This window comes from Mycobacterium sp. MUNTM1 (assembly GCF_054660795.1).
In genome coordinates this window covers 87,434-102,796 of the sequence record NZ_BAAGDE010000009.1, presented here as the reverse complement: position 1 = coordinate 102,796, position 15,363 = coordinate 87,434, and the positions used below count along the sequence as shown (strand labels likewise).

13 protein-coding genes are annotated in these 15,363 nt (G+C 66.7%); 9 read left to right on the top strand and 4 right to left on the bottom strand.

What is annotated here, in order from left to right:
• Positions 1-153: 153 nt before the first annotated feature.
• Positions 154-1,770: an FAD-dependent oxidoreductase gene (locus tag ACYQ8K_RS07645; RefSeq protein WP_459967870.1), complete on the bottom strand. Its 1,617-nt coding sequence runs from the start codon at positions 1,768-1,770 to the stop codon at positions 154-156.
• Positions 1,771-1,784: 14 nt separating this feature from the next.
• On the bottom strand, positions 1,785-2,462 hold the full coding sequence (locus ACYQ8K_RS07640; RefSeq protein WP_459967869.1) for an IclR family transcriptional regulator: 678 nt from the start codon (positions 2,460-2,462) through the stop codon (positions 1,785-1,787).
• A gap of 126 nt (positions 2,463-2,588) precedes the next feature.
• On the opposite strand from ACYQ8K_RS07640, the gene ACYQ8K_RS07635 reads away from it, so the two are divergent.
• Genes ACYQ8K_RS07635 through ACYQ8K_RS07600 form a run of 8 tightly spaced genes read left to right on the top strand, consistent with a single transcriptional unit; the run spans position 2,589 to position 11,738 of the window.
• On the top strand, positions 2,589-3,452 hold the full coding sequence (locus tag ACYQ8K_RS07635; protein WP_459967868.1) for an alpha/beta fold hydrolase: 864 nt from the start codon (positions 2,589-2,591) through the stop codon (positions 3,450-3,452).
• Positions 3,452-5,173, top strand: coding sequence for a bifunctional 3-(3-hydroxy-phenyl)propionate/3-hydroxycinnamic acid hydroxylase (locus ACYQ8K_RS07630; RefSeq protein ID WP_459967905.1), 1,722 nt, complete (start codon positions 3,452-3,454; stop codon positions 5,171-5,173). Before ACYQ8K_RS07635 ends, ACYQ8K_RS07630 begins: the two co-directional genes overlap by 1 nt.
• Positions 5,121-6,038 (top strand): 3-carboxyethylcatechol 2,3-dioxygenase, encoded by a 918-nt coding sequence (locus ACYQ8K_RS07625; protein ID WP_459967867.1) that lies wholly within the window; start codon positions 5,121-5,123, stop codon positions 6,036-6,038. Before ACYQ8K_RS07630 ends, ACYQ8K_RS07625 begins: the two co-directional genes overlap by 53 nt.
• Before the next feature lie 8 nt (positions 6,039-6,046).
• Complete coding sequence (locus tag ACYQ8K_RS07620; protein ID WP_459967904.1) at positions 6,047-7,774, top strand: FAD-binding protein; 1,728 nt, start codon at positions 6,047-6,049, stop codon at positions 7,772-7,774.
• Positions 7,775-7,776: 2 nt separating this feature from the next.
• Positions 7,777-9,078, top strand: a complete 1,302-nt coding sequence (locus ACYQ8K_RS07615; RefSeq protein ID WP_459967866.1) for an LLM class flavin-dependent oxidoreductase — start codon at positions 7,777-7,779, stop codon at positions 9,076-9,078.
• Positions 9,079-9,118: 40 nt separating this feature from the next.
• On the top strand, positions 9,119-9,946 hold the full coding sequence (locus ACYQ8K_RS07610; protein WP_459967865.1) for a coniferyl-alcohol dehydrogenase: 828 nt from the start codon (positions 9,119-9,121) through the stop codon (positions 9,944-9,946).
• Positions 9,934-10,923: a cyclase family protein gene (locus tag ACYQ8K_RS07605; RefSeq protein WP_459967864.1), complete on the top strand. Its 990-nt coding sequence runs from the start codon at positions 9,934-9,936 to the stop codon at positions 10,921-10,923. The genes ACYQ8K_RS07610 and ACYQ8K_RS07605 overlap by 13 nt, the downstream gene beginning before the upstream one ends.
• A complete protein-coding gene (locus ACYQ8K_RS07600; protein ID WP_459967863.1) occupies positions 10,923-11,738 on the top strand; it encodes an alpha/beta fold hydrolase in 816 nt (271 codons plus the stop codon). Before ACYQ8K_RS07605 ends, ACYQ8K_RS07600 begins: the two co-directional genes overlap by 1 nt.
• Positions 11,739-11,741: 3 nt before the next feature.
• On the opposite strand, the gene ACYQ8K_RS07595 is transcribed toward ACYQ8K_RS07600, so the two are convergent.
• Both ACYQ8K_RS07595 and ACYQ8K_RS07590 read right to left on the bottom strand, forming a co-directional pair.
• Positions 11,742-13,355 (bottom strand): multicopper oxidase family protein, encoded by a 1,614-nt coding sequence (locus ACYQ8K_RS07595; RefSeq protein ID WP_459967862.1) that lies wholly within the window; start codon positions 13,353-13,355, stop codon positions 11,742-11,744.
• A 208-nt stretch (positions 13,356-13,563) separates the two neighbouring features.
• Positions 13,564-14,331 (bottom strand): SDR family oxidoreductase, encoded by a 768-nt coding sequence (locus tag ACYQ8K_RS07590; RefSeq protein ID WP_459967903.1) that lies wholly within the window; start codon positions 14,329-14,331, stop codon positions 13,564-13,566.
• 151 nt (positions 14,332-14,482) lie between these two features.
• On the opposite strand from ACYQ8K_RS07590, the gene ACYQ8K_RS07585 reads away from it, so the two are divergent.
• Positions 14,483-15,289 (top strand): SDR family NAD(P)-dependent oxidoreductase, encoded by an 807-nt coding sequence (locus tag ACYQ8K_RS07585; RefSeq protein WP_459967861.1) that lies wholly within the window; start codon positions 14,483-14,485, stop codon positions 15,287-15,289.
• Positions 15,290-15,363 lie beyond the last annotated feature (74 nt).

The window sequence follows — 15,363 nt, the reverse complement described above, 5'->3', positions numbered from 1 at the left end:
ATTTCATTAGCATCGGTGGCCGTCGCGGGCATGCTTCTCGTCCCAGCGCTGGAGGAAGGCGGACTGCGCGTCGCCGGGCTCGACGATGATGAAGAAGCTCGCGTCCTAGAGCTACCGGCCACCCGTAGCTCGGCTCCCAACGCAACTACGCCGTTATTTCAGGTCGACGGACTTCCCGGTGGCGGCCGCGTGGCCCGCTCGGTAGCCGAAAACCATTGCCGGACCCAGCGTTCCGCCGGCGCCCCCGTAGGCCCGCCCGGTCACGCCGCCCATCGCATTGCCCGCGGCGAACAGGCCCGGTATCGGCTCGCCGCCGACATGCAGGACGCGGGCGTCGTGATCAGTGCGCGGGCCGCCCTTGGTGCCCATCGCGCCGATGCTCACCGGCACCGCGTAGAACGGGGCGGTATCGATCGGGCCCAGCGTCTTACCGGCCGGTGTGGTCGCGCTGTCATCGCCCCAGTAGCCGTCGTAGGCGCTGGAGCCGCGGCCGAAGTCGGGGTCCGCGCCCGCGGCCACGTGACGGTTCCAGCTCTCGACCGTGCGGACCAGACCGTCGGCGTCGATACCCGTCTTGGCGGCCAACTCGGTGAGGTCCGCCGACTCGCAGAACCAGTCGGGGACGAGTTGTCCCGGTTCGATGCCGAGAAAACCGTAGCGCTGCAGGTGAATCGAGTCGAACACCATCCAGCCGCGATCGTTGACGTAGCCGCCGCGCGGATCGAGGTAGTGGAAGGCGCCGGCCATCGAGTTGTAATCGCATGCCTCGTTGACGAAGCGCCGGCCGGCCGAGTTGACGATGATGCTGCGCGGCCGCGTTCGCTCCAGCCGCACGCTGCGGCTGCGCGGCTTTCCTTCGATGGTGTCGCCCGGGATCTGCACGATCGGCACCCACCAGGCTTCGCCCATGTTGGCCAGGTCGGCCCCGTGCTCCATCGCCATGCGCAAGCCGTCGCCGGTGTTGTTGGGCGGCGAGACCGCACCGTGCATGGGGCCGCGCAGAAAGGCTTGTGTCAGAGCCGTATCCCACTCGAAGCCGCCGGTGCCCAGGATGACCCCGTGCCGGGCGCGGACGCTGATCGGCCGATCCGGCAGGGCCACGCGCACCCCGGTGATCTCTCCGCCTTCGGCGATGAGGCCTTCGGCCCGGGCGTTGGTGTGTGGGGTGACCCCGGCATCCAGCAGGCCCTTGAGCAGGCCCGCGATCAGCGCGGTGCCGGCGACGCACAGATGGCTGGTTCGTTCGTCGATCGCCGCGTGCAGGCGCGCCCGGGTCTCGGCGTCGAAGCCGACGTTGGACCAGTCGGCCGGGAAAGACGTTATCCGCGTTGCCCATTCGCCGAGCTGAGCCAGGTCGAACGGTGCCGCGCTGAGCGACCTGCCGCCGCCCGGCTGCCCTCCCGGTAACTCGGGACGGTAGTCGGGGAATCCGGTCGCGATCTCGAACTGGAGACCGCTGTGGGCCTCGATGAAATCGAGCATCGCCGGCCCGGTGCGCACGAACGTTTCGACCAGCTCGTCGTCCATCGATCCGAGCGACTGGGCGCGCAGGTACCGCAGCGCGTCGGCGGGCGTCAATTCGCCGTCGGGAGAACGGTTATGGGCGGGGATCCACACGATGCCGCCGGACACGGCGGTGGTGCCGCCGACGGTCGGGGCCTTCTCGTAAACCTCGACCGAGGCGCCCGTGACGGCCGCGGTCAGTGCGGCGGTGAGGCCGGCGCCGCCGCTGCCGAGCACGACGACGTCGACTTCGTGGTCCCATGACATGGACTGCTATCCCTTCAGCTCAGTAGCTCCGACAACTGCTTGGCGGCCTTGACGACCGCATCCTTGCCGCGCATCACGACGTCTTCCCGGTGCGAGATGAGGTTGATGCACGTCGGCGGGGACGGCACCGGACGGCGCACCCCCACGGCCAGGCCGTAGGTGTTCGGTTCGATTTCACCGTAGGTCGTCACCCAACCCCGTTCGCGCGCACGGGAAACCAGCTCTCGTTCCCCCGGGCGTGGGGGCATGCAGGCGAGCAGGGCGATTCCGGCGGCGCCGCGGTCCAGCGGGTAGCGGCTGCCTTCGTGGAAGGAAAGCTGGTAGGCGACATGGCTGGGCACGATGACCGCGATCGCCACCTGCTGGTCGCCCTCGGCGATGAGCAGTGACACGGTGGTGCCGAGTTCATCGGCCAGCGCCCGCAGCGTCGGCAGGCTCAGTTGTCGCACGTTGCGGTCGAAGGATGCGCCGAGCACGGCCAGGCCCGCGGCGGGCCGGTAGCGGCCGTCCTCTCCCTTGGTCACGAGCCGGAACTCGGCCAGCGTCGTCAGCAGCCGATAGGCGATCGTGCGGTGCACCCCCACCTGATCGGCGAGCTGTTGCACCGTCAGTCCGCCGGGGGAGTCCGCCACCATCTGCAGCGCGGTCAGACCCCTGGCCAGGGTCTGCGAACCGGTACCGGACCCCGTCACAGCCTTGACAGACCTTGCCGCGAGAGCGAAGCTCTATATATAACGCACATCAGTGTGCGATATTAGCACATAAGATAAGCCAAAAACGAGAACGAGATTTCCCCGATCTGGAGGCCGGACAGCACCGTGGCGGAGTTCGAGAGCATCTGGAGCGATCTCCAGGGCGTCGCGTTTGAGCAGGGCTACCTCGACGCCGGAGGAATACGGACCCGCTACCTGCGTGCCGGTGATCCGGGCAAGCCGGTCCTGGTGCTGCTGCACGGGTCCGGTGGCCACGCCGAGGCCTACGTCCGCAATCTCGGCGCGCACGCGGAGCATTTCTGGACTTGGTCGATCGACATGCTGGGCCACGGATACACCGACAAGCCGGGTCACCCGCTGGAAGTCGCGCACTACGTCGAGCACCTGATGGCGGTGCTGCGCACCATCGGCGTGGACCGCGCCTACATCAGTGGCGAATCGCTCGGGGGCTGGGTGGCCGCCCGCACCGCCGTCGACCATCCCGACGTGGTCGAGCGGCTGGTGCTCAACACCGCCGGCGGTTCGCAGGCCGACCCCGTGGTGATGCAACGGATCATCACGCTGTCCATGGCCGCCGCCGAGAACCCGACCTGGGAGACGGTGCAAGCGCGGATCAAGTGGTTGATGGCCGACAAGTCGAAGGACTACGACGACCTGGTTGCCAGCCGCCAACGGGTTTATCGCCAACCGGGATTCGTCTCCGCGATGAGCGACATCATGGCGTTGCAGGATCCGGAGATTCGCGCGCGCAACATCCTGGGACCCGACGAATACGGGTCGATCATCGCCCCGACACTGGTGCTGTGGACCAGTGACGACCCCACCGCCGACGTGACGGAGGGACGTCGCATGGCGTCGATGATTCCGGGCGCGCGCTTCGAGGTGATGCCCGGTTGCGGCCACTGGCCGCAGTACGAGGACCCCAAGACGTTCAATCAGTTGCATCTTGACTTCCTGCTGGGCCGGTGATGGTCGCACCGGGGCAGCAGGTACCTGACATCGAGACCGACGTCCTCGTGGTGGGCGCGGGACCCGTTGGGTTGACCCTCGCCAACATCCTTGGCCTGCAAGGCATCCGCACGGTCGTCATCGACGAGCGCGACACTCTCATCGACTACCCGCGCGGGGTCGGCCTGGATGACGAGGCGCTGCGGACCTTCCAGTCGATCGGGCTCGCCGAGCGGGTGCTGCCGCACACGGTGCCCAACCAGATTCTCCGGTTCGTCGACGCCAAGCGCCGCGTGCTCGCCGAAATGGCACCGCCGGACGCACGTTTCGGGTGGCCGAAGCGAAATGGCTTCGTGCAACCGCTCGTGGACGCCGAGCTGCTGGCCGGCCTGGACCGTTTCGAACACGTCCAGGTGCGGTGGGGGCGGCCGATGACGGCATGCCAGGAGAGCGGTGACGGGGTGACCGTCGAACTCGGTGGCGCCGACAACGACGGTGACACCTCACGCGTGCGGGCGCGCTATGTGGTCGGGTGCGACGGCGGGCGCAGCATGACCCGCCGGGTGATGGGTGTGTCGTTCGACGGGACGACGTCGTCGACCCGGTGGCTGGTGGTCGACATCGCCAACGACCCGCTCGGGCATCCGAACAGTGAGGTCGGCGCCGACCCCGAACGGCCGTATGCCTCGATCTCGATCGCCCACGGGATTCGCCGCTTCGAGTTCATGATTCACGCCGACGAGACCGATGAGCAGGCCGAAGATCCCGCGTTCCTCACGCAGATGCTGGCCCGGATGGTGCCACACCCCGACCGGGTTGACGTGATCCGGCGCCGGGTATATACCCACCACTCGCGGATCGCCGGCGCGTTCCGCCAGGGCCGGCTGCTATTGGCCGGGGATGCGGCCCACCTGATGCCGGTGTGGCAGGGCCAGGGGTACAACAGCGGGATCCGCGACGCGGCGAACCTGGGCTGGAAGCTCGCCGCGGTGGTGAGTGGCCGGGCCGACGACAAGCTGCTGGACACCTATGACGTGGAGCGCCGCAAGCACGCCCGCGCGATGATCGACCTGTCCACCATGGTGGGCCGGGTGATCTCGCCCACCAGCCGCCGGGTCGCGACCGCTCGGGATCTGCTGGTGCGCTCGGCGTCAATTGTCCCGTCGCTCAAGCGATATGTGCTCGAGATGCGGTTCAAGCCGATGCCACGCTACGAACACGGAGCGGTGGTACACGCCGCGCCGGGCCGCACCGATTCGCCGGTGGGGACCCTGTTCATCCAGCCTCGCGTCGACACCCGGGACCAGCAGAACGTGTTGCTCGACGACGTGCTCGGTTCGTGGTTCGCCGTGCTGTGCTGGAACAACAACCCGCGCAAGATTCTCGGCGATGTGGCTTTCGCGAACTGGAAAGCCTTGGGCGCCCGGTTCTTTGCGCTGCGCCCGGTGACCCAGCTGCACTGGACCGGACACGACGACCCCGACGTCGTGGTCGTCGGCGACCGGAACGGGGGCCTCAAATCCTGGTTCGACACCCACTCCGACTCGGTGCTGTTCCTGCGCCCCGACCGGTGCATCGCGGGCGCCTGCATCGCTCAACGCGCCCCCGACCTGAGTGCCGCACTCCTCGACGCACTCACCCTCACGCCGCGAGGGGGTGAATCGCAAAGTGGCACTGGCTCTGTGCTGTATGTCGCACAGCCCTCTCCTGAATCTTCCGGGGCCGTCGCGGGACCTGCTTGACGACATCGAGGGCGCGATCGCCGCAGCGCGCGGCTTCGTTGACGAGTATGACCCCGAACTTGTGGTCAGTTTCTCCCCGGATCACTACAACGGCTTCTTCTACAAGGTGATGCCGCCCTTCTGTATCGGCACCAGCGCCTGCGGAGTCGGCGACTACGGCACCCATGCCGGCCCGCTGAACGTGCCGGAAGTGCTTGCGACCGAATGCGCGAAGGCGGTGCTCGACGCGGGGGTCGACATCGCGGTGTCGGCGAGCATGGACGTCGACCACGGCGCGGTCCAGCCGCTGGAAAAGCTCTTCGGCGACGCCACCGCCCGTCCCGTGATACCGATCTTCGTCAACGCCATCGGCGTGCCGCTGGGACCGATGCATCGCTGCCGTGCGCTCGGCAGGGCCGTCGGCGACTACCTGGTCACCCTGGACAAGCGAGTTCTGATCCTGGGATCCGGTGGGCTCTCGCACAGCCCGCCGGTGCCGACCCTGGCGACCGCACCCGCGCCGGTGCTGGAGCGGATCGTGCACGGCCGGCCGATGACGCCCGAGCAGCGGCAGGCCCGGCAAGCCGCGGTCATCGATGCGGCCAAGGGTTTCGCCGCCGGCGAGAGCGAGCTGCAGGCGCTCAACCCGGCGTGGGACCACCGATTTCTGGAGATCATCGACGGAGGATGGCTGAGCGAATTGGATGGGTGGTCGAATTCGTTTGTCGCCCATGAGGGCGGCAGCTCCGCGCAGGAGATCCGCACCTGGGTGGCGGCGTTCGGTGCGTTGGAAGCGGCGGGGCCGTACGAGACCACCGGGCGCTACTACAAGCCCGCACCCGAACTGATCGCCGGTTTTGCCATCAGAACGGCGCTTCCGAAATGACGGAGGCGTTGGACGGTTTCGATCAAGTTGTCGACGTGCTTATCGTCGGGTCCGGCGGTGGCGGCATGACGGCCGCGCTGACGGCGCAGGCGGCCGGGCTTGACGCGCTGGTGATCGAAAAGTCGTCGCACTTCGGCGGTTCCACCGCGTTGTCCGGTGGCGGCATCTGGGTGCCCGGGGCACCCGCGCAGCGGCGGGAGGGCTATGTGCCCTCGCCCGAAGCCGTCGTGGACTACCTCAAGCAGATCACCGACGGATTGGTCAGCGAGGCCCGGCTGCGGCAGTACGTCGAGAGCGCGCCGCAAATGCTGCAGTTCCTCGAGCAGCTGTCCGGATGGTTCGAATTCGTCTGGAAGCCGGGCTATGCCGACTACTACCCCGAGCTGCCCGGCGGCTCCGAGCTCGGCAGCACGATCAACGTGCCCGCGATCGACCTGCGGAAGTTGGGGCCCGACGAGCAGAGGCTGCTCGCGCCCCTGGCGCTGGCCCCGAAGGGAATTTGGTTGGGACCCAAGGACCTGCGCACGTTCTATCGGATCAGGCAGTCGTGGGCGGGCAAGGGCGTGCTGCTCAAGCTGATCGGGCGCATGGTCCGGGCGAGGGTGTTCGGCGAGCGGATGGCGGCGATCGGACAGTCGCTGGCGGCCCGGCTCCGGCTGGCGTTGCGGGAAAGCGGCATCCCGCTCTGGCTGGACTCGCCGATGTTGCAGTTGCTCACCGACGCCGACGGGTCGGTCACCGGCGCGGTGGTCGAGCGCGAGGGCCAGCCGCAGCGGATCGGTGCGCGGCTGGGCGTCATCCTGGCGTCCGGTGGGTTCGACCACGATCTCGCCTGGCGCAAAGAACTGCTGCCCGAGGTGGATCAGGACTGGAGCTTCGGCAATCCCGCGGCCATGGGCGACGGCATCCGCGCCGGCCAACAGGTCGGCGCAGCAACGGATCTGCTCGACGAGGCCTGGTGGTTTCCGGCGATCCAGTGGCCGGATGGCCGTATGCAATTCATGCTCAACGAACGGATGATGCCGGCGCAGTTCATCGTCAACGGTGCCGGCAAGCGATTCATCAACGAGGCGGCTCCGTACATGGACTTCGGCCACGCCATGATCGACGGCCAACGATCCGGTGTCACCCACATCCCGTGCTGGCTGATCACCGACCACAGATCGTTCAACCGCTACGTCGTCGGGGGGCACCTGCCGATACCCAAGATTCCGGGAGCCCCGGTGCCCACCGGCCGCAAGATCCCACCGGCCTGGCTGGAATCGGGCGTCGTCAGAGCGGCCGCGACGTGGGACGAAATGGCGGCCAAGATCGGCGTGCCCGCGGACCAGCTCGCCGAAACCGCCCGCCGCTTCAACGAACTCGCGCGCAAGGGCCACGACGACGATTTCAACCGCGGCGACAGCGTGTACGACAACTACTACGGCGACCACACCCTGCCCAACCCGAACCTGTATCCGGTTGGCGATCCGCCGTACTACGCCTTCCGCATCGTTCTCGGGGACCTCGGGACCTCGGGCGGCCTGCTGACCGACGAACAGGCCCGCGTGCTGCGGGACGACGGCAGCGTGATTCCCGGCCTGTACGCGGTGGGTAACACGGCCGCGCCGGTAATGGGCCGCAGCTACGCCGGTGCGGGCGCAACCATCGGCCCCGCCATGACCTTCGGCTATGTCGCGGCGAAACACGTTGCGGCCCAGGCAGCCAACCGAGCCATTAATACTCATAGGAGGTAACGATGAAAATCTCACTGTTCTACGAATTCGCTCTGCCGCGGCCCTGGGCACCCGACGACGAACACGTCATGCTCCAGGACTGTCTCAACGAGGTCGAGGCCGCCGACAAAGCGGGCTTCTCCACGGTGTGGCTGACCGAGCACCACTTCCTCGAGGAGTACTGCCACTCGACGGCACCGGAGATCTTCTTGGCTGCGGCCAGCCAGCGGACCAAGAACATTCGCCTGGGATTCGGCATCATGCACCTGCCGCCGGTGGTCAACCACCCCGCCCGGGTGGCCGAACGCATCGCCACGCTCGACCTGCTCTCCAACGGCCGCGTCGAATTCGGTACCGGCGAGTCGTCGTCGGTCGGTGAACTCGGCGGGTTCAACATCGACCCCGCCGACAAGCGCGCACAGTGGGAAGAGGCACTCGAGGTCTCGATCCGCTGCATGATCGAGGAACCGTTCACCGGCTTCAGCGGCGAACACGTTCAGATGCCCGCGCGCAACGTCGTGCCCAAACCGCTGCAAAAGCCGCACCCGCCGGTCTGGGTCGCCTGCACCCGGCCGGCCAGCGTGCAGATGGCCGCCCAAAAGGCGATCGGCGCATTGAGTTTCGCCTACACCGGCCCCGGACCCCTCACCGAGCGGGTCAACGGCTACTACAAGGAGTTCGAGGAGAACGGCGTGCCGGTCACTCCCCGGATCAACCCGAACATCCTGGCCATCGGCGGGGACCTGTCCATGATGGTGGCCAAGTCCGACGAGCAGGCGTTGCAGCGGCTCGGGCAGGGCGGGGGGTTCTTCTCGTTCGGAATCATGCACTACTACATGACCGGAGTGCACACGCCGGGGCGCACCGGAGTCTGGAAGCGCTATCTCGAAGAGGTGGAGAAAGATCCGACGCTGGCGTACGGGCCCGGCCGGGGTGCCATCGGCTCGCCGGCCACGGTGCGCGAGTTCCTGCGCGGCTACGAAGAGAGCGGCGTCGACGAGATCATCTTGCTGCTCAACCCGCGCAGCCACGAGGGCACCATGGAATCCATCGAGCTGATGGGCAAAGAAGTGCTGCCCGAATTCATCGAGCGCGACGCAAAGGCCGTGGCGGAAAAGGCGAAGCGGCTGGAGCCCGTCATCGAAAAGGTGGAGGCGCGCCGGCCGAAATCGACCGCGCCGCAATTCGACGAGGATTACTCGTTTGGTGGACTCCCGACCGGTCGCGGCGGTAAGTTCACCGCCAGCGAGATCCCCGAAGCCATGGCGGAGATCAACGAAGGCCGCGTGCAGGCCGCGCAGCGCGCAAAGGAACAGCAGAAGTAGGGCCGGACGGCATCTGAGCCGGGAGATTTCGAGGCGAGCCTTGGGAGAGATCGACGAGCTGTGGCGCTACGACGGCCGTCGTGCGGTGGTGACCGGATGTGCCTCTGGCATCGGCGAACACGTGGTGCGTCAGCTCACCGAGCTTGGTGCCGAAGTCATCGGGTTGGACAAACGGCGACCGGACTTCGCGATGGACGAGTTCCACGAGGTCGACCTCGCCGATCAGGCGTCGATCGAGTCGGCGGTGGGCGCGATGACGGGTCAGGTCGATGCGCTGTTCAACGTTGCGGGCGTGTCGTCCGGGATCGGCGATCCGCCACTCGTCGTGACCATCAACTTCCTGGGGATGCGCCACGCCACCGAGGCACTGATCCCGAAGATGGCCGCGGGGTCGTCCATCGTGAGCGTGTCGTCGCTCGCGGCGGCCGCATACCGCGAGCACCTCGGTGAGGTGGCGCCGCTGCTTTCCACCGCGACAATGCAGGAGGGAATCGACTGGTGCGCCGCGCATCCCGACGCGCTGGGCACCGGCTATCAGTTGTCCAAGGAAGCGGTCATCCTGTACACCATGCGCAGCGCCACGCCGCTGGGCGCGCGTGGAATTCGCATCAACTGCACCGGCCCCGGAGTAACCGAGACGCCGATCCTGGACCAGCTGCGCACGGCGTACGGACAGGGCTTCCTCGACGACATTCCCAAGCCGCTGGGCCGCGTCTCCGGCCCCGCCGAGCAGGCCTCGGTGCTGCTCTTTTTGAATAGCAATGCCGCCAGCTATATTTCGGGCCAGGTGTTGTGGGTCGACGGCGGTAACGTGGGCGCCGCAATCGCGCGTGAACTCGAGGAAGGGCGTGCCCCGTGGCCAGTGTGAGCGACTTTCGCCGGACCGCTCGCGATGTCAGCAACTGGGGCCGCTGGGGTGATGACGACGAACTCGGCACACTGAACTTCATCACCGAGGAGAAGATCGCCCAGGCCGCAAGCCTGGTCCGGCACGGCAAGGTGTTTCCACTCGGCGTGGACTTCGGTTCGTCGGGGCCGCAGGGCGCCTTCGGCTTTCGGCACAATCCGATCCACGTGATGACGGTCGACGGCGGTGACGCCAGCACGCTGGCCCAGTACGGGCCGGATTGGGAACGAAACCCGACGGCGGCGCAGATGGGCCCGTACTTCGTCGACAACCTGTTCCGGTTCAACGACGACATGATCATCATGCCGTTGCAGGCGGCCACCCAATGGGACGCGTTGTCGCATGTCTATTACGACGACCAGCTCTACAACGGAATCCCCGCGGGATCGGTGACCAGCCTCGGCGCCCGCCGGCTGGGCATCGAAAAAGTGGACGGTAAGGGCATCACCTCGCGTGGTGTGCTGCTGGATCTGGTGCGTCATCGCGACGCCGAGGTCTTCCTGGAGCACGGAAACCCCATCACGCCCCAGGAATTGGACGATGTGGTCCGCGCTCAGGGTGTGACGATCGAACGTGGCGACGTCCTGCTCATCAAAACCGGTTGGTGGACACGGTATCTGCAGACGGGCAACAAGACCGAACGATATTCCGGCCTGGACTGGCGATGTGCCCAGTGGCTGCACGACCACGAGATCGCGGCGGTCGCGTCCGACAATCTTCAAGTCGAAGACCCGGTGTCCGGGGTCGACGGCGTGTTCCTGCCCTTCCACCTGCTGACGCTGCGCGACATGGGGCTGATGCTCGGTGAGTACTGGGACCTGACCGCACTGGCGGCCGACTGCGCCGCCGACGGCGTGTACGAGTTTCAACTCGTCGCCCCGCCGCTGAGATTCGTTGGGGCAGTAGGCTCACCGGTGAACCCGATCGCGATCAAATGATGCAGCGCACGACCTTGTCGGTGGACGGCCTGGCCACCAGCTATTTGGAAGCCGGCGACGGCGACCCGGTGGTGTTGCTGCACGGGGGTGAGTTCGGCGCCGGGGCCGAACTCGGCTGGGAGCGCAACATCGCCGCGCTCGCCGCCCGCTATCGGGTCCTGGCGCCGGACCAGCTGGGATTCGGAGAGTCCGCGAAGGTCATCGACTTCGTCGACGGCCGCGGCATGCGGATCCGGCATGTGGCGCGGTTCTGCGAACTGCTCGGGGTCGACTCGGCGCACTTCGTGGGCAATTCGATGGGTGCCATCAACCTGCTCACCGACGCCACGTCCGACGCACCGCTGCTCCCGGTGCGCAGCTTGGCGATCATCTGTGGTGGTGGCGAGATCCAGCAGAACGAGCATTTCGAGGCGCTGCAGAACTACGACGCGACGCTGCCCGCGATGCGCCGCATCGTTGAGGCGCTGTTCTTCGACTCCGGCTATCCCGCCGACGACGACTACGTACGCCGTCGCTACGAGTCGAGCACCGCACCGGGAGCCTGGGAAGCCATCGCCGCGGCCAGGTTCCGCCGCCCCGGCGCCACGCCATCCGCAACCCCCTCGACCACCCGGGCCTACGAACGCATCGGCGTGCCAACACTTGTCGTCGAAGGGGCGGGGGACAAGCTCCTGCCAACCGGTTGGGCCGCCGAGATCGCCAAGCAGATCGACGGGGCCCGATCGGTTGTGATCGATAAGGCCGGACACTGCCCCCAGATCGAGCGGTCCTCGGTGGTCAATGATCTGCTGATGGATTTCCTGGGCGCACGCTGAACCTCAGAAAGCGTAATCCAGGCGGGTCATCATTCCGGCCATCTGATGATAGGTGTTGTGGCAGTGCATCACCCAGGTGCCGGGATTGTCGGCAACCAGGACGGCGGCCAGCTTCTGTTTCGGCAACACCATGACGGTGTCCTTGCGGGCCCCGGGGCTGCCGTCGGCCCTGATCACCTGGAACGTATGGCCGTGCAGGTGAATCGGGTGATACATCATCGTGGTGTTGTCGAACGTGATGGTGGGCCGTTGGCCCTGCCGGACGTGCAGCGGATTCGTCTTGCCGTAGGGCTCCCCGTTGATCGTCCAGTTGTATTGCATCATGTTGCCGCCCAGGATCACGGGGAGATCGAGGCCGGAATCGGGGCGTCCTAAGTTGACCGGCGTTGTGGCCGTGAACATCTCGACGGTGCCCACCCGCTTGGTGAGTTCGGCCGGCTGGAACTGCGGGTCGGGGGCGCTGCCCGAAGCCGTGGAGAACAACGCACGTGCCAGGCCATTCTTGCCTTCGGCGACAGCGACCAGTGGGAAGACGCCGTCCGCGGCGGTAACGGCTACGTCGTAGCGTTCGGCCATCCCGATGAGCAGCGCGTCAACCTGTGCGGGGACCACCGGGTAGCCGTCGGTGTGAGTCACCGTCATCGCGTGGCCGGCCAGTGCGACCCGAAAGGCGGTGTCGGACGCGGTGTTGATGAAGCGGATCCGGATGCGCTGGCCCGGATTGGCATTAAATGTCATGGGGGAGGCGGGAATTCGCCCGTTGATCAGGTAGTACGGGTAGGCGATGTCGCCGGCGTCGCCACCGAGCAGGTCGCTGGTGCCGACCCGTCCCGCCGCGGCCGGCGGTGCCGGACTGGCTGACGTCGTCGGGCTGGTCGACGTCGCCTCGGTGGACGATGTCTCGGTCGTCGTCGTCTCGCTCGTCGTCTCGGAAGTCGTCGTTTCGGGCGGGTTCTGCGGCGGTTTGTTCGGGTTGCTCAGTTCGCCGTAGAGCTGCTGCGGGCTCTTCGAGACGCCGTCGGTCCAATCGTCAAGGACGACGATCCATTCGGCGTCGTAATTGCCCTCGGTCGGGTCGTCGACGATGACCGGCAGATAAAGGCCGGTGTCCTCGTCCAGGCCGTTGTGCGGATGCGCCCAGTAAGTACCCGAATTCGGCACGGAGAACCGGTAGGTGAAGTTGTGGCCGGCCGCGATGTCGGGTGTGGCCGGCTCGGCGCCGTCCATGTCGTTGCGCAGCGCGATGCCGTGCCAATGCACCGATGTCGGATGATCGAGCCGGTTCGACACCGTCACCTCGACCTCGTCACCGATGCGGGCGCGGATCACCGGGCCCGGGATGCTGTTGCCGTAGGCCAGCGTGCGCACGACCGGCCCGCCCAGGTCGACCTCGACCTGCTGGGGTACCAGGTTGGCGGTGACGGTGCGGCCGCTATGCGGCCGGGCGGCCTCGGTTTCGGTGATGGCGGCGGTCAACCGGGCATTGCCCGTCGCCTCCGGTTTCGTTTGGCCGCACGCCGTCAGCGCCAATCCGCCGGCGATACCGGCGGCCATGAAACCGCGTCTGGTGAGCCGAGTTCTGTCGACAGGGACACCGCTTGTGGGCTGCACGGGCAATCGGTGCTCCTCGTCTTTGGCTCGCCCCAACGTTCTCGTGCTTGGATGCTAGGCGGAGCGCAACCGCGAGCGCTAGACCCTCGGATGATCGCGCGCAGGCATACCCTCGAGCGCGGTGATAATACGCAATCACTTCAATGTGATTCCGCGTAAACGTATCTGGGGCATCGCGCGATACTCGATGTCCCCACTTGCGCACTTCCCGACCCTACTGAGTACCGCTCTTTGCCTGCGCGGCCATCCAGTCGCTGAAGGTGGTGGGATAGACGGTCACTTCTTCGTCGTCGGTGGGAACGATGCTGCGGTCGTCGAGAACCGCACCGTAATAGCGTGCCGCGTTATCTGTCACCACCGTGCGCGCATCACCTGTGGCCGCAAACCGCATGCGGATGAAGTCGTCCATCCCATGCTTTTCCGGACCGGCGATGTTGATCACCGAGTTGACCGGATCGTCCGTCGCCGCGCGGGTGACCGCCAGGGCCACATCCGCGGCCGCAATCGGCTGAAACGCCCCGTGCGGGGCGCGGACGGTGTCGCCCTCGACCAACGAATCAGCAATGCCGTCAACGAATTCGAAAAACTGCGTTGCCCGCACGATCGAATACGGCTGTCCCGATTCTACGATCACTTTTTCCTGCGCGACCTTGGCTCGCATGTAGCCGCTTTCGGCCGCCCGGTCGGCTCCCACGATCGACAGGGCGACGTGATGCTGTACGCCCGCGGCCCGTTCCGCATCCAGCAGGTTGCGGGTAGACGTGGTGAAGAAATTCAGGACATCGTCGTCGGCCCACGACGGCGAGTTGGCGACGTCCACGACCGTGTGGACTCCGGCGACGGCGTCGGTGACACCTTCACCGGTCACGGCATTGACGCCCGTGCTCGGCGACGCCGGGACCGCCTCGTGTCCCAGTTCGGTGAGCCTGGCGACGACCTGGGATCCGATCAGCCCGCTGCCACCTATTACCAACACCTTCATGATCACGCCTCCCGTTTCCCAACGAACTGGCCTTCTCAGCATGGCCTTGACCGCGGCGGGCGGGAAGGCCGGGAGGTGCGCGGAGCGCGCCCCTTGCGAGCGTTAAATCAATTGCTTGACTTAACGCGGCGTGCGCCGATTAACTCGTCGTGTGGTTAACGAATTGGAGGGCAAGGTCGCCGTCGTCACCGGCGCGGCATCGGGCATCGGCCGCGGCCTCGCGGAGCGATTTGTGGCCGAGGGCGCACGAGTCGTCATCGCCGACGTCGAGGCCGACCGGGGCGAGGCGCAGGCGCAGTCGCTCGGTGCCAACGCCGTCTTCAGGCAGACCGACGTCTCCGACCCCGAGCAGGTGGCAGCGCTGGTGTCCGGCGCCGTCGAGACGTTCGGCGGCCTGCACGTCATGGTGAACAACGCCGGGATCTCCAGCCCGCTGCGCAAGCTGCTCGACGACGACCTCGCCGATTTTCACCGCGTCATGGGCGTCAACGTGCTGGGCGTGATGGTCGGTACCCGGGATGCCGCGCGGCACATGGCCGAACACGGCGGCGGGTCGATCATTAACATCACCTCGATCGGCGGCATCCAGGCCGGCGGCGGTGTGATGATCTATCGCGCGTCGAAGGCCGCGGTCATCCAATTCACCAAGGCCGCTGCAATTGAGTTGGCGTACCACGAGATTCGGGTCAACGCCATCGCACCCGGCAACATCCCGACGCCGATCTTGGGAAAGTCGGGGACCGGCATGGACCCCGAGCAGCTGAAGCAGTTCGAGGCCCGGATCCGCGAGACGATGCGGGAGGATCGGCCGCTGAAGCGCGAGGGAACGCCCGATGACGTCGCCGAGGCCGCGCTGTATTTCGCCACCGACCGCTCGCGCTATGTCACCGGGACGGTGCTTCCGGTCGACGGTGGGACGGTGGCGGGCAAGCCGATCCGATCCAAGAAGCAGGCCTGACGTCGCCGGAAGGAGCGAGCGTGACGATGCGGTCACGGTCGGCCTCCAGCGTGACGATGCGGTCACGGTCGGCC

Coding starts and splice junctions, on each gene's coding strand:
- ACYQ8K_RS07590 (WP_459967903.1), bottom strand. CDS start 14,331: ATGAAGGTGTTGGTAATAGGTGGCAGCGGGCTGATCGGATCCCAGGTC.
- ACYQ8K_RS07630 (WP_459967905.1), top strand. CDS start 3,452: ATGGTCGCACCGGGGCAGCAGGTACCTGACATCGAGACCGACGTCCTC.
- ACYQ8K_RS07615 (WP_459967866.1), top strand. CDS start 7,777: ATGAAAATCTCACTGTTCTACGAATTCGCTCTGCCGCGGCCCTGGGCA.
- ACYQ8K_RS07645 (WP_459967870.1), bottom strand. CDS start 1,770: ATGTCATGGGACCACGAAGTCGACGTCGTCGTGCTCGGCAGCGGCGGC.
- ACYQ8K_RS07625 (WP_459967867.1), top strand. CDS start 5,121: ATGTCGCACAGCCCTCTCCTGAATCTTCCGGGGCCGTCGCGGGACCTG.
- ACYQ8K_RS07600 (WP_459967863.1), top strand. CDS start 10,923: ATGCAGCGCACGACCTTGTCGGTGGACGGCCTGGCCACCAGCTATTTG.